11 protein-coding genes are annotated in these 14,829 nt (G+C 68.6%); 3 read left to right on the top strand and 8 right to left on the bottom strand.

All coding sequences use genetic code 11. From position 1 onward, the window contains the following. Positions 1 to 163 precede the first annotated feature (163 nt). The 8 genes from GD1_RS22225 to GD1_RS22190 all read right to left on the bottom strand — a co-directional run bounded on the left by GD1_RS22225 (position 164) and on the right by GD1_RS22190 (position 10,512). Positions 164 to 835 carry a hypothetical protein gene (locus GD1_RS22225; RefSeq protein ID WP_020790600.1) on the bottom strand — a complete coding sequence of 224 codons (672 nt, stop codon included), beginning with the start codon at positions 833 to 835 and terminating at the stop codon, positions 164 to 166. A gap of 62 nt (positions 836 to 897) precedes the next feature. Beyond that, on the bottom strand, positions 898 to 3,450 hold the full coding sequence (locus GD1_RS22220) for an ABC transporter permease (RefSeq protein ID WP_059039631.1): 2,553 nt from the start codon (positions 3,448 to 3,450) through the stop codon (positions 898 to 900). A 4-nt stretch (positions 3,451 to 3,454) separates the two neighbouring features. Next, on the bottom strand, positions 3,455 to 4,339 hold the full coding sequence (locus GD1_RS22215; protein WP_059039630.1) for an ABC transporter ATP-binding protein: 885 nt from the start codon (positions 4,337 to 4,339) through the stop codon (positions 3,455 to 3,457). Positions 4,340 to 4,444: 105 nt separating this feature from the next. Then, a complete protein-coding gene (locus GD1_RS22210; RefSeq protein WP_020789444.1) occupies positions 4,445 to 5,458 on the bottom strand; it encodes an esterase-like activity of phytase family protein in 1,014 nt (337 codons plus the stop codon). Between the two features lie 134 nt (positions 5,459 to 5,592). Continuing rightward, positions 5,593 to 7,422, bottom strand: coding sequence for a phosphoenolpyruvate carboxykinase (GTP) (locus GD1_RS22205; RefSeq protein ID WP_053776337.1), 1,830 nt, complete (start codon positions 7,420 to 7,422; stop codon positions 5,593 to 5,595). A 267-nt stretch (positions 7,423 to 7,689) separates the two neighbouring features. Next, positions 7,690 to 8,082, bottom strand: coding sequence for a DUF6802 family protein (locus tag GD1_RS22200; RefSeq protein WP_238403557.1), 393 nt, complete (start codon positions 8,080 to 8,082; stop codon positions 7,690 to 7,692). Then, complete coding sequence (locus tag GD1_RS24860; protein WP_157079586.1) at positions 8,072 to 9,685, bottom strand: hypothetical protein; 1,614 nt, start codon at positions 9,683 to 9,685, stop codon at positions 8,072 to 8,074. Before GD1_RS24860 ends, GD1_RS22200 begins: the two co-directional genes overlap by 11 nt. After that, positions 9,682 to 10,512, bottom strand: coding sequence for a hypothetical protein (locus tag GD1_RS22190; protein WP_082365715.1), 831 nt, complete (start codon positions 10,510 to 10,512; stop codon positions 9,682 to 9,684). The genes GD1_RS24860 and GD1_RS22190 overlap by 4 nt, the downstream gene beginning before the upstream one ends. Before the next feature lie 118 nt (positions 10,513 to 10,630). Here GD1_RS22190 and trmB point away from each other — a divergent pair, with 118 nt between their 5' ends. The 3 genes from trmB to GD1_RS22175 form a co-directional block, all read left to right on the top strand. Further along, complete coding sequence (gene trmB, locus GD1_RS22185; RefSeq protein WP_053776334.1) at positions 10,631 to 11,485, top strand: tRNA (guanosine(46)-N7)-methyltransferase TrmB; 855 nt, start codon at positions 10,631 to 10,633, stop codon at positions 11,483 to 11,485. Then, entirely contained in the window at positions 11,482 to 12,216 is a 735-nt protein-coding gene (locus GD1_RS22180; protein WP_059039625.1) for an NYN domain-containing protein, read from the top strand. Before trmB ends, GD1_RS22180 begins: the two co-directional genes overlap by 4 nt. 137 nt (positions 12,217 to 12,353) lie before the next feature. Continuing rightward, positions 12,354 to 14,829: MMPL family transporter (locus GD1_RS22175; RefSeq protein ID WP_059039624.1), on the top strand; the 2,476-nt coding region annotated here is incomplete at its 3' end.

Raw genomic sequence — 14,829 nt, 5'->3', positions numbered from 1 at the left:
TCTCCGCAGCCAACGTCAAGGGGCGACCACCTCAGAGGCGGCCACCTCAACAACCCAGCCGACAGAGATTTCGACACGCCTCGTCGCTACGCTCCTCATCGGCTCAATCATCGTGTGCCGTTGTCTGATCGATATCGACAACCTCACGACATCGCCTGTGCGCCTACCCGGGTAGCTGGGCTCCGCACCGTAGCGGGCCGCCGTTGCTGGTGGCCGACGAGAGCAGTTCGCCGGCCTGCATGATCGTGCAGGTCACCGGGCCGCGGACGACGATCGCGGTCAGTTCGGCGTTGCCGTCGTCGACACGCGTGTTCTGCGACCACGGGGTACCGGTTGCGGCGACGAACACCGAATCCCCACCGCTGCGGTAGCGCAGCCCGATCACGTCGCCGTTACCGGTGAGCTGGTAGACCACCGACCCGGCGACCACGGTCGTGGTGGGCGTGGTGGTGGTCTCCTGCGTCGTCGGACTGGTGGTGCTGGTGCTCGTCGTCGAGGTGGTCGGCGACGACGTCACCGTGGACGTGGCCGAACCCGTGGCGGACGTGTCGTCGCCCTCGCCCTTGACGATCAGTGCGGCGAGCCCGATCACCAGGATCAGTGCGACGAGCGCCGCGAGCGACAGGTACAGGGTGCGCCGATTCCCGCCGCCACCACCGTCGGGAGCGCCGTTCGACCCGCCGGGACCCCCGTTCCCGGGCGGTGGAGGTGGCGGTGCCGCGGAGTAGCCGTACGACGTCTCCGGCGGGATCGCCGGATTGTCGTCGGGCCCGAATGCACGCGTGTGCGGCGGTTGCTGATTCGGGTCTCTGGGCTCCCCCGGCGGTTGGGTCATGTCGACGATTCTGCCAAATGACCGACACCGGCAATCCGGTGTCGGTCATCCGATCGGCAGGTTCAGCCCTCGGCGATCGCCTCGAGCGGTTTGGTCCGGGCCGCACGGATCCCCGGCCACAGGGCGGCCAGGACGCCGACCACCGCAGAACCGACCAGGGTCCACACGATCAGGGTCCACGGGATCACCGGGTCGCCGATGCCCCAGCGGGCGAGTGCGCGCACGAGCGCCCACCCGATGATCGTTCCGAGGATCACCCCGAGCACCGCGCCGTAGATCGCGATCAGGGTGGACTCGATGTAGATCGTGCGACGGATCTGGCTACGCAGCGTGCCGATCGCACGCAGCATGCCGATCTCGCGTTTGCGCTCCACCACCGACAACGCGAGCGTGTTGATGATGCCGAGCACCGCGATCACCAGCGCGAGTCCGAGCATCGCGTACAGCACGCCCAGCATCTGGTCGATCTGCGACGAGATGCTGTTCTTGTACTGTTCGCGGCTCTGCACCTGGGCGGTCAGGTAGTCGGCGGTCGCGTTCTCCAGGCCGGTCCGCAAGGTGGCCAGATCGGTCCCGGGCGCGGCCTTGACGAACACCCCGAAAGTGACCCGTGCCATCGGCGGGATGATCTTCTCGTACACCTCCGAGCCGATCAGCCAGGGCTGCAAGGCCTCGTTGTCCGCGTAGACACCGGACACCGTGACCGGGACGGTGGTGCCGTCCGGGGCGGCGAAGGTCAGGGTCTGACCGCGTTTCCAGCCACGATCCTCGGCGGTGCGGGCACTGATGAACATGCCGTCGGCCGGCAGCTGATCGGAGGCACCGTCGAGCATGTCGACCACCGACACCGCGGCCACATTGCCGCCGAGGGCGGCATATCCGGTCCGGTTGGTGCCGTCGATCTGCGTCTGCACCATGCCGAACGACACGGCGTCGGCGATCCCCGGGACCTTCTCGACGGCCTCGAAGACGGTCGGCGCCAGCGGCAGGTTGTTGGTACCGCTGACGATGTAGTCGGCGCGCACCCCGCTGTCGACGGCACTGTCCACGGTGCCCTTGAACGAGCTGCCGAGCGTACCGATCACCGCCACCAGCATGATGCCGAGGGTGAGCGCGAATGCGGTCGCGGCCGAACGTCGTGGATTACGAACAGCATTCGTCCGAGCGAGCCGGCCGACGGTACCGAACGGTGCGCCGATCACCCGGCCCAGTGCGCCGACCACCGGTCGCGACAGGGCCGGCCCGGCCAGGACGGTCGCCACGATGGCCGCGCCGGCGCCGGTACCGACCATGACCGCGCGGAGCAGGCCCTCGCCCATCGCTCCCCACGCGATCGTGCCGATCGCGATCAGCAGGAACAGCACGCCCACCAGTGTGCGGGTGCGCAACGGTGCCGATCCCTCGGTCACCCCGGCGCGCATGGCCTCCACCGGCGACACCCGCGACGCGCGGACAGCGGGCACCCAGGCGCTCACCATGGTGACCACGACGCCGACGAACAATGCGGCCAGTACCGCCCAGACACCCACTTGCAGTGGACCATTGGGCAGACCCGAGGTCGCACCGATGATGGCCTTGAGGCCGGCGGCGATGCCGACACCGATACCCAGGCCGACGGCACCGCCGATCACGCCGACGATGAACGCCTCGAACAGCACCGACCGCGACACCTGCCGTCGGCTCGCGCCGATCGCCCGGAGCAGCGCGAGCTCACGGTTACGCTGCGCCACGATCATCGAGAAGGTGTTGTAGATGATGAACGTTCCGACGATCAGGCCGATCGCCGCGAATGCCAACAGGATTCCGGTGAAGATCGTCAGGAACTCGTTGACCTGGGCCTTCTGGTCATCGCGGACCTGGTCGGCGGTACGGACCTTGTAATTGTCGGAGTTCAGCGCGGTGCTCACACGTTGTGCGAGCTCACTGTCGCCGACGCCCTGCACCGCCGACATGTTCACCACGGCAACATGACTGCCGTCGGAGAACAGCTGGTTTGCGGTGGCCTGGTCGAACTGCACGTTGACGTAACCGCCGGTCGAACTCGGCAGGTCGACCAGCCCCACCACGGTGACCTCGAGCGGGGCGCTGCTGCCCTGCCCGATCACGACCTTGGTCTTGGACCCGACGTGGAGTCCGGCCTCGTCGGCTGCCGACGAGTTGATCGCGATCTCGCCGGGCCCTGTCGGTCCACGGCCGCCGGGGAGGATGGCCTCCGGCGAGATCGCCTGGTCGGCCGGGATATACGCGGTTCCGATACTGGGCGCACCGCCGGTCTGCACGGCCTTGCCGTCCGCACCGGCGAGGGTGACCAGACCTTCCTGGTTGGTCTCGATCTTGGCGACGCCGAGTTCGGCCTTGCGATCGGACAGATCTTTCACCACCGAATCCGGGACGCCGGCCGCCGCCGACCGTTCCGCGGTGACCTGCACGGCGACACCGGGGATGCTGCTGTCGAAGATCGAGTTGAACGCATTGGAGATGGACGAGGTGAACACGATCGACCCGGCGACGAAAGACGTCCCGAGAACGATCGAGAAGACGGTGAGGACGAGTCGGAGTTTGTGTGCACGAAGGTTTCTGGTGGAGACCTTCCGCATCACCGAGGAGGTTGCCATGGTGTCAGCGAGCCTCGGTGCCCTGCGTGGTCGAGTCGGTGGCGGCGTCGGCATCGGTTGCCTCGTGCTTGCCGCCGTCCGCGGCCCCGGAACCGTCCGACTCGGCGGCATCACCCGAGCGGCCTGCCCCGTCGAGATGGCGCATCACCTCGAAGACGTCGTCGGCGCTGGGACGCCTGAGCTCACGCACGATCTGGCCGTCGGCGAGGAACACCACCCGATCCGCGTAGGACGCCGCACGCGGGTCGTGGGTGACGATCACGACGGTCTGGCCGAACTCGTCGGTGGCCGCACGCAGGATCGAGAGCACCTCACCGGACGAGCGGGAGTCCAGGTTGCCGGTGGGCTCGTCGCCGAAGATGATGGCGGGCCGGCCGACCAGCGCACGGGCGCACGCCACGCGCTGCTGCTGGCCCCCCGACAGTTCGGTGGGCAGATGCCCGAGCCGGTCGGCGATGCCGAGCCGGTTCACGACCGCGTCGAACCACTGCTGGTCGACGTCGCGGCCGGCGATGTCGAGGGGCAGGGTGATGTTCTCCGCGGCGGTCAGGGTGGGGACGAGGTTGAACGACTGGAAGACGAAGCCGATGCGGTCGCGACGGAGTCTGGTCATCTCCTTGTCGGACAGACCGGTCAGATTGTCGTCGCCGATGTAGGCGCGGCCACCGCTCGCGTCGTCGAGGCCGGCGAGACAGTGCATGAGCGTCGACTTTCCGGACCCCGACGGCCCCATGATGGCGGTGAACTCGCCGGTCGCGAATTCGATGGTGACACCGCGCAACGCATGGACAGCGGTATCACCTGCCCCGTAGACCTTCGTGAGATTCTCGGCACCGGCGGCCACCGTCTCGGGGTCGCTGCGGGGAATCTGTGCGTGCGCTGATGTCATGGCCACCACGGTGCCAGGTTGCGGGCGCCGACGCTATCAGGAATCTCCCTGAGGTCGACCCCCAGGATGGTGCCCGAAATCCCCCGGCAACCGCCCCGACCTGCGTCAGCTCCGCGGGAAACGCACCTCGAAGGCATGTAGACGGGTGGGTCCGGCGAACATGTCGTTGGTCACCACATAGAGCATCCGCGCACGGGACTTGCTGCCCGGACGGTCGGCCAGCCAGTTGCCCCACGCCATCGACGACATGTTGCCCGCCGCCAGGCGCGGCACCGGCTCGGTGGAGAAGATCTCGACCTTGCGCATCGCCTTCTCGCCACCGCTCAGTTTCGCCGAGCCGCCCACCTGCTGGGCTCCGTCGGTGGTGGCCCAGAAGATCCGGGTGACGCGGCCCTTGCCGCGTTCGAGGACCAGGTAGTCGGTCGTGTTGACGGCGAGCACGTCGGCGACGACCCGTCCGCCACCGGGGCGGTAGACGAATTCCTTCGTGCCACGTCCGGCGTAGGTGAGCAGACGTGCGGTACCGCCCGGGTCCTGGCGCAGGGCCCCGGCGGTGATCACGCTGATCTCCCCGTTGGGGCCGACGGTGACGCCGGTGAGCCCCTTCTGACCGTTGACGCCGGTCTTCTTGGTGGGACGCCACGCCTTCGGCAACGCCAGATCCCGCACGAACGTACCCATCGGGCCGATCTGCCGGATGAACTGGTGGTTGCCGCCGCTGACCACCACATAGCCGCCGCCGAGCCGCCGGATGCCCTCGAACTGGGCGTCGCCGGGCAGGAGTGGGAGATTCTGCGGGCTCAGGACCGTGCCGCCGCCCAGGGTCACCTGGGGCCGTCCGAGCAGTCCTGCCTCGCTGTTGTAGCCGACGTGGCTGGTGTAGAACCGTGCCGGTCCGGCGCGGCCCACGTCGGTCGAGATCATCGCGTACTCGGCGTTGGCGAGCCGGTCGATCCCGGAGATCGCGCCGAAGGTGGGGATTCCGTTGACGATCGCGGAGTCGACATACCGCGACGTCACCGTCGTCGGGGCGGGTTCTGCGACGGCCGCTCCGGCCCCGACCGAGGTCGCGATGGCTGCCGCAGAGATGAACGTTGCCCCCCATGAGCGAAGTCTCATAGGGGGCAACGATACCCGAGAACACCCCCCTCAGCTCAAGGAGAACTGGAGGGTTGGGATGCGACTCTCACCCCGCAGGACCGGAACGGACGTACCGGATGGGGTGGGGTCGCAACCCGTGCGTCAGGCGTGGGTCACTCGGCCAGGCGCTGCTTGAGCTGGTCGAGCTCGTCACGCAGGCTGGTCGGCAGCTTGTCGCCGACGAACTCGAACAGCTCCTCGATCAGCGGGATCTCGCGGCGCCACTCCTCGACGTCGAAGTCGAGTGCGGCGACGAGGTCCTCGGCCGGCTCGTCGAGACCGGCGACGTCGATCTCCTCCGGCTTCGCGACGATGCCGACCGGCGTCTGCACGCCCTCGTTCTCGCCCTCGATCCGGCCGATGATCCACTTCAGCACGCGGCTGTTCTCACCGAATCCGGGCCACAGGAAGCGGCCGTCGTCGCCACGACGGAACCAGTTGACGTAGAAGACCTTCGGCAGCTTGGAGGCGTCGGCGTTCTTGCCGATGTCGATCCAGTGCTGGAAGTAGTCACCGACGTGGTAGCCCATGAACGGCAGCATGGCCATCGGGTCGCGGCGGACGGTGCCCACCTTGCCCTCGGCGGCGGCGGTCTGCTCGGAACCGACGGTGGCGCCCATGAAGACGCCGTTCTGCCAGTCGCGGGCCTCGGTCACCAGCGGGACGGTGGTCTTGCGACGGCCGCCGAAGAGGATCGCCGAGATCGGCACACCCTTCGGGTCGTCCCACTCGCTCGCCAGCGACGGGCACTGCGAGATCGGGGTGCAGTACCGCGAATTCGGGTGTGCGGCAGGATGATCGGACTCCGGCGTCCAGGGATTGCCCAGCCAGTCGGTCAGGTGCGCCGGGGCGTCGGTACCGATTCCCTCCCACCAGATGTCACCGTCGTCGGTCTCGGCGACGTTGGTGTACAGGGTGTTTCCGGCCTCGATGGTCCGCATCGCGTTCGGGTTGGAGTCCTCGCTGGTGCCCGGGGCGACACCGAAGAAACCGAACTCCGGGTTGATCGCGTACAGGCGACCGTCCTCACCGAAGTGCATCCACGCGATGTCGTCGCCGACGGTCTCGGCCTTCCAGCCCGGGATGGTGGGCTGGATCATCGCGAGGTTGGTCTTGCCACACGCGCTCGGGAAGGCCGCGGCGACGAAGTAGACCTTGTTCTCCGGGCTGGTCAGCTTCAGGATCAGCATGTGCTCGGCCATCCAGCCCTCGTCCCGGGCGATCACCGAGGCGATGCGGAGCGCGTAGCACTTCTTGCCGAGCAGCGCGTTGCCGCCGTAGCCCGAGCCGTAGGACCAGATCTCGCGGTCCTCGGGGAAGTGGGTGATGTACTTGTCCGGGTTGCAGGGCCACGGCACGTCGGCCTGGCCCTCTGCCAGCGGGGCACCCACCGAATGCAGTCCCTTGACGAAGAAGCCGTCCTCACCGAGGGCCTCGAGGACCTGCGGACCGACGCGGGTCATGATCCGCATCGAGAGGACGACGTATTCGGAGTCGGTGAGCTCGACACCCAGCTTGGGGTCGTCCGAGCCGAGGGGACCCATGCAGAAGGGGATGACGAACATGGTGCGGCCGCGCATGCTGCCGCGGTACAGCTCGGTCATCGTGGCGCGCATCTCGGCGGGCTCCACCCAGTTGTTGGTGGGGCCGGCGCCTTCCTTCGTCTTGGAGCAGATGTAGGTGCGCGATTCGACGCGGGCGACGTCGGCGGGATCGGACTTCGCGAGGAAGGAGTTCGGCTTCTTCTCCTCGTCGAGCTTCACCAGGGTGCCGGCGGAGACGAGGTGCTCGGTGAGCCGCGCCCACTCCTCGTCACTGCCGTCCGACCAGACCACGCGGTCGGGCTGGGTCAGCTCGGCGACTTCGGCGACCCAGGCCAACAGCCCCTGGTGTTTGGTGGGAGCACTGCTCGGATCCAATCCGGGAATTGTTGCTGAGGTCATTTCTCCTCCTCGGAGTCGGCCAACCCACGTCGGCGGCCGGTACGGCGGCTTCATCCCAGGATACGATGACCGAGCGACCGTTTCGGCCTGGGTCCGACAGATGCGGTCTACGCCACATTTCCATATTTCGCGCAGAACTGCGAACCGCGCGAATCAGGGCCGTGACCGGCCATTATCGCCTCTGTTCGGTGACTTTCGTACCTGGCGAAAACCGGGGAGTTCCTACTCGGTGACCGCGGTCGACAGATCGTCGTCACGGCCGCGCGATCACTCCAGCCGCCCCGAGTCCGTCGGCACCCAACGCCCGGTCGCCGGGTCGAGCACCTGCGCGGCGTAGCTGCCGTCGGCCCCGACACGGGTGATCGTGTCCACCTGACCGTCACGATCGGCGTCGGTGTAGACGGTCAATCCCTCCGGCCCGTTGCGGGTGAGCGAGTCGTTGATCCCGTCGGCGTCGGTGTCGACGTCGGCTGGTCCGAGGTCCCAGATCCGGCCCGCGTCGTGCATCCACAGGTGATCGGCCACATCCCCGCCGGGCTCCATCTCGCCCGGCAGCGGTTCGTCCGGGAACACCGGCACGTGGGCCGCCGACTCGACTCCGAGCGGGTCGTCGAACCCGCCGAACGACAGTGGTTCGGAATCGGCCCCCTCACCCGACATGAACGGATCCGTCACGGCACTCCCCATCTCCTCGTCGCAGATCTCCCTGTTGCCCGTCCCGGTGCTCGCGCCCCCGACGGGCCCACATCTCCTCGGCGCGGCCGGCGACCTCGGCGCGCAGATCCCGCACCTGCCTCGCGTACTCCGTGCGGGCCTTGTGCTCCCGGGCCGCCGATCCCCGCAGCTCCCGCAACCGCCGATCGATCTCGGTGACCTGCTCGGCCACCTGCCGGACGCGTCGGTCGTGATGCCGCCCGATCTGACCGGCCAGCCGCGACTCGGCGTCGGCCACCCGCATCGCGATGCGGTGTTCGAGCCGGCCGCGGGTGTCGGCGAGTACTTCCAGGGACCATCCGCGCAGGTCGCTGCGACGCACGGTGGCCCGGCGTACCCGGATCACCCAGATCGCCGCCGCGACACCCAACGCCAGGGTCAGCGGCATCGAGATCCACTGCAAGGTCTGTACCGACGCCATCGGCGCCACCGCCAGACGTCCGACCCCCAGCCCGGTGGACGCCCCGATCAGCACCACCAGCGCGTCCTCGGCGCCGCGCCGGCCGGTGGGCAGCGGCCGGCGCACCTGCTCGGCGGGTGTGTCCGGTTCCGGCATCGTCGGATCGGCACCCTCGACACCGAGCAGGGCGACCGCCGCGACCTCCTCGAGCCGATCGGTCACGATGCCGTCGATCCGGGCGCCCAGCGCCGCGATCTCGGCGTCGAGCCGGTGGGCGTGCTCGTCGGGCCGGCATCCCGGCCGGGCACAGCGGGCCGTCGCGATCGCGCCCACCGATCGCACCCCCACCGCGACATCGGCGAGGGCACTGGCCCGTACCCCGGCGAGACCCGCGCGGATCGCCCCGAGCCGGTCGTTGCGTCCCCGGTCGCGGGTCGCGACGAGGTGCTGGCGCACCGCCGCCAGTCCCTGGGCGCCGGGATCCTCGGTGGCTGACGTTTCGGCGCCCGCGGCCCGGTCGGCGGCCACCACATCGGCGAGTGCGCGATCGAGTTCACCCAGGCAGATTCCCGTCCGGGCCCGCTCCGCGCGTGCCCGCGGCGGCGCCGACGTCGTCTCCACCAGCCAGTCGACGAGATCGGCGATGCCCGACTCGTCGTCGGCGCCGGCATCGGCCGCGGCCACCGACACCGCGAAGACCGGCAGTTCCGAGGCGGGGTCGAGGACGGCGCGGTGGCTGCGCAGGATCCGCGGCCACTCCCAGAACGCGTCGATCCGCGTACACACCAGCGCCACGGTCCCGACCCGTGTCCGCAGTCCGCTCAGCAGGGCCTGCTCCTCGGCACCGACATCCGACGACGGGTCCACCACCAGCAACGCCACCGCACTTCCCGGGGTGTGCGGCCGCTCGTCGAATCCGGTGAACGACACCTGCGGGGCCAGCCGCCGGCAGGCGTCGACGACGCCGTCGACCTCCATGTCCGAGGTTCCGGTGACGATCACCGATCCGGGGTCCGCCGGCAGCGGGCCGCAATCGGCGAGCTGCACCCCGATCAGCCGGTTCACCCGATCGATCATCGAGGCCGCGGCGGCGTCCGCAGCACGTCCTCGCCCCGCCGGGATCGTCACGATCGGCCCGTCGGTACTCATCCGAGCACCACTTCCGGCATCCTCAGCAGCCGTTCGGCGATGTCCCGCTCGGCACCCTCGGCAGCCCGTCGTTCGAGGTCGGCGCGCACATCGCGCTCGCGCTCCCGGCGCACGGCCGCCACGCAGCCGGCGATCCGGGACGGCAGCGCGTCGATCCCGCTGATCGCGCGCAGGATGGTGTTCAGTGATGCCACGTCGGCGACGGTGCCGTCGGCCAGACAGGTCAGCGCGATGTCCACCCCGAACCGGTCGAGCCGGCGCAACAGCCGGTGCCGCAGCAGCCGTTCCCGGCTGCCGGGAGGCCCGACCAGGAACTGTCCGGCCATCGACGGCATCGATTCCCCCGACTCCGCCAGACCGGTGAGGAATCCCCACTCGTCGTCGGTGACATCGGCGCAGGCCAGCAGCCCCGACACCGGGTTCACCGGCACCCCGGTCATCCCGGCGGCCGCCGATGCGACGGCAGCCGCGGTCTCCGGATCGCCGTGGGTGTCGGCCTTGCCCAGCACCACGATGGTCCGGTCCCGCGGCAACTCCTCGAGCAGCCGATGGTCGTCGGCGCGCGGCACCCCGGTCAGTACATACAGCCACAGGTCGGCGTCGAGGAGCACCGAGGCGTCCTCCCCCGGACCGAGCGCGGCCACCGACAACCTGCTGCGCACCGCGCGTGCCATGGTGTCCCGGCCCACGCCGGGCCGACCCACGACCGCGATCGTGAGTCCCCGACGGTACTGCGATACGAGTGTGTCGAAGCCCGGGGGCACCCCGGAGACACCCTCGGGCACCCCCTCCAGGATCCGCCCGAGTTCCCCATTCGCGTCGATCATGGCGCTCCCCCTGCATCCGGCCAGTCGTCTTCGCTGGTCGCAGCCTAACCCCGGATCGGCCGAACCGGCAGACGGAAATACACAGGATGAGGGTGTCGACTGTGAGACAACGGCGACGATGGGCCACGATGGACCGGTGAGCAACAGTCCCGACCCGGCCCCCCGCGACGCGCTCGACCGTGCGCGCCTGTACCCGCGGGTCACGAGTTTCCGCTTCCGCCGCGGCACCCTGACCCCAGGTCAGCAGCGTAATTGGGAAACCCTGTGGCCGACCCTGGGCCGCGATCTGTCGGTCGATCGCACCCAGACCCCCGAACAGCCGATCGACTTCGACACGCTGTTCGGCAGGCAGGCACCGCGGGTCCTCGAGGTGGGCAGCGGCACCGGCATCTCCACCGCCGCGATGGCCGCCGACGAACCCGGCGTCGACGTGGTGGCCGTCGAGGTCTACAAGCCCGGGCTGGCGCAGTTGCTCGGCCTGGTCGACCGCAACGGCCTGACCAACATCCGGCTGATCCGCGGCGACGCGATGGTGGTGCTCACCGAGCTGATCCCGTCGGGCAGCCTGACCGGGGTCCGGGTGTTCTTCCCGGACCCGTGGCCCAAGTCGCGTCATCACAAGCGGCGTTTCCTGCAGCGCGGGACCATCGAACTGATCGCCGACCGGCTGCGGGAGGGCGGTGTGCTGCACATCGCCACCGATCACGCCGACTACGCCGAGTGGATCGCCGAGGTCCTGGCCACCCAGGACCCCACCCGACCGCACGTGATCCCCGCCACCACCGCGGTCCCGATCTCGCTGAGCCGGCCCACCACCAAGTTCGAGGGCCGGGCCGAGCGGGAGGGCCGCGAGGTCAACGAGTTCGTCTATGTGAAACCGGTCTCCACCCGCCGCGGTGCGGACCCGGACCCAGCAGACCCCGACAGCCCAGATCCCGACATCGCAGACCCCGACAGTGAGGACCAGCCATGAGCGACGACAGCTCGCCCGGCCGTACGCGCTTCGCCGAGACCATCTCCGGGCAGGCGAGCGCGCCACGGGTGCTGCTCGTCTGGGACGCCCCCAACATGGACATGGGTCTCGGGGCGATCCTCGGCGGCCGGCCGACCGCCGCACACCGGCCCCGGTTCGATGCGCTGGGCCGCTGGATCCTGTCGCGGACCGCCGACATCTCGGCCGCCCGCGCGCAGAACGCCGCGGAGGTGGCCACCGACACATCGGTGGCGAGCACCACCAACGGCTCGGCGTCGGCGGTGGAACCCGAGGCCACCGTCTTCACCAACATCGTTCCTGGTAGCGCCGATGTGGTCCGCCCGTGGGTGGAGGCGCTGCGCAACGTCGGCTACGCCGTCTTCGCCAAGCCGAAACTGTCCGAGGACAGCGACGTCGACTCCGACATGCTCGACCACATCGAGCTTCGCAGGCACACTGTTGGATTAGCTGGCCTGATCGTGGCCTCCGCCGACGGGCAGGCCTTCCGTGACCCGCTGCGCGAGATCGCGGCCGAGGGCACGCCGGTCACCGTCATCGGGTTCCGCGAACACGCCAGCTGGGCGTTGACCACCGAGGAACTGGAGTTCATCGACCTCGAAGACATCCCGGGTGTGTTCCGTGAGCCGCTGCCGCGCATCGGCCTCGATTCGCTCCCCGACGACGGCGCGTGGCTCGCCCCGTTCCGCCCCCTCGGCGCACTCCTGCGCTGACGTCGACGCCGGCCACCGGCCGCGTGCCCGCACCTCGCGGGCCACGGCCGGGAACACCTGTGATGGGACACATCCTTCAGGGAGTACTCAGGCGGCGCTGACAGAATCACTTCCCGATCTCTGCGAAAGGACTCGGCGTGTTCGGAGCCATCGGCACATTCGTCTATCGGATGCGCTTCGCCGTCATCGCCGTCATGGTCGTGCTCATGGCGGGTCTGGGCCTCTACGGCATGGACCTCAACAAGTATCTGAGCCAGAGCGGATGGTTCGACCCGACGTCGGAGTCCTCCAAGGGCGCGGTGGTCGCCGACCGCTCGTTCGGCCGCGACCACACCTCCGATGTGATCCTGCTGGTCACACCCCCGGAGGGGACGACCGTCGACAACCCCGAGTTCGGCGCGAAGGTCGAGACCTTCGTCAACGACCTGATCGCGGCCCATCCCGACATCGTCAACCGCAACGATCCGGGTGTGGTGGACCCGTTCGACACCTCCGACACCAGCGCCAGCGGCCAGGCCGCCCTCGACATCAAACGGTCCCGGCTGTTCACCGAGGACAAACAGCACGCGTTCATCAGTATCGGCGTCACCGGCAACGACGACACGACCGTGCTGAACAACTACAAGACCATCGAACCGTTCTTCGACAACATCCCCGAACGGTTCGACATCCCCGGCGCCACCTTCCAGCTGGCCGGTCTGCAACCGGTCGCCGGTGCGATGGCCAGCGGTATGGACGACGACATCAGGCGTGCCGAGATCATCGCCCTGCCGCTGGTCGCGCTGATGCTGTTCTTCATCTTCGGTGGCGTGGTCGCCGCCTGTCTGCCGGTGCTGATCGGCGGTCTGACCATCGCCGGATCGCTCGGCATGATGAAGATCCTCGCGCAGGCCATCGAGGTCAACATCTTCGCGCAGTCGGTGGTCACGCTGATCGGCCTCGGTATCGCGATCGACTACGGCTTGTTCATCGTCAGCCGCTTCCGAGAAGAACTCGCCGAGGGTTATACGACGAGAGCCGCGGTCCGAAGAACGGTGATGACCTCCGGTCAGACCGTCGTGTTCTCGGCGACCATCATCGTCGCCGCACTGGCCTGTCTGCTGATCATGCCGCAGGGCTTCCTCAAGTCGGTGGCCTACGGTGCCATCTTCTCTGTCTCGCTGGCCGCGATCCTGTCGATCACCGTGCTACCCGCGATCCTCGGCATCCTGGGCCCCCGCATCGACGCGATGTCGCTGCGCTGGATGCTGTCGTTCACCCTGTTCCCGATCGTGCGGAAGTTCTCCCCGGCCAAGGCCGAATCGCTCGAGCACAAGGTCGCCGACCTGACCGGCCGCACCAAGTCGCGCGAACAGATCGAGCACGGCTTCTGGGGTCGCCTGTCCGGCTGGGTGATGCAGCATCCGGTGGCGACGGCGGTGCCGACCGTCCTGATCCTGCTGCTGCTCACCGTCCCGTTCGGCGGCATCAAGTTCGGCGGCATCAGCGAGCAGTACCTGCCGCCGAACAACTCGAGCCGGATCGCGCAGGAGAACTTCGACAGCTACTTCCCCACCGAGCGGACCGAGGCGATCAAGATCGTCATCGCCTACAACCCCGATGACACCGCCGCCAACGCGAAGATCGCCGAGATCGCCGAGGAGGCCAGCAAGGTCCCCGGGTTCACCAAGCCGTTCAGCATCTCCGCCGACGACGCGGGCGCCAAGTTCGGTACCTACGGCGACAACGGTCCGGCCGTGGTACAGATGTCGGCGGGTCTGGTCGACCGCACCACCGCCGCCGCGGCGATCAAGGATCTGCGGGCGATCAACCACGACGGTGTGAGCATGTGGGTGACCGGTACGCCGACACTCACCCAGGATTCGATCGACGCGCTGCTCAAACGGCTCCCGCTGATGGCCGTGATGCTGGTGCTGATCACCGGTCTGCTGATGTTCCTGGCGTTCGGTTCGGTGGTGCTGCCGATCAAGGCCGCCCTCATGTCGGCACTCGGCCTCGCCGCCACCCTCGGCATCCTGACCTGGATCTTCGTCGACGGCCACGGTGCGACCCTCGCCAACTTCACCCCGGGACCGCTGTTCGCGGCGGTACTCGTGCTGATCATCGCGATCGTGTTCGGCCTGTCCACCGACTACGAGATATTCCTGCTCGCCCGCATGGTGGAGGCCAGACAGAAGGGTGCCTCCACCACCGAGGCGATCCGGATGGGCACCGCCTACACCGGCCGTCTGATCACCGCTGCCGCGGCCATCCTCGTGGTGGTGACCGGCGCGTTCGGCTTCTCCGAGATCGTGATGATGAAGTACATCGCGTACGGCATGATCGCGGCACTGATCCTCGACGCCACCATCATCCGCATGCTGCTGGTGCCGTCGGTGATGAAGTTGCTCGGCGACGACTGCTGGTGGGCCCCCCGCTGGATGCAGACATTGCAGCGCAAGATCGGCCTGGGTGAGACCGTCCTCGACGACGAGCCCGAGGACATGGTCGCCGCACCCGCCGGGGCGGCGGGGCGTGCGATCAGCGCGGGCACGCTCGTGTCGGAGGTGCCGACCACCGCGATGCGTGCCGCACGTCCGGTCGGGGTCTCGGTCCGCAAGGAGCCCCAGCCGG

The sequence above is a fragment of the Gordonia desulfuricans NBRC 100010 genome (assembly GCF_001485495.1).
GTDB classification, from domain to species: domain Bacteria; phylum Actinomycetota; class Actinomycetes; order Mycobacteriales; family Mycobacteriaceae; genus Gordonia; species Gordonia desulfuricans.
This window is presented reverse-complemented; position numbering and strand designations above follow the sequence as displayed.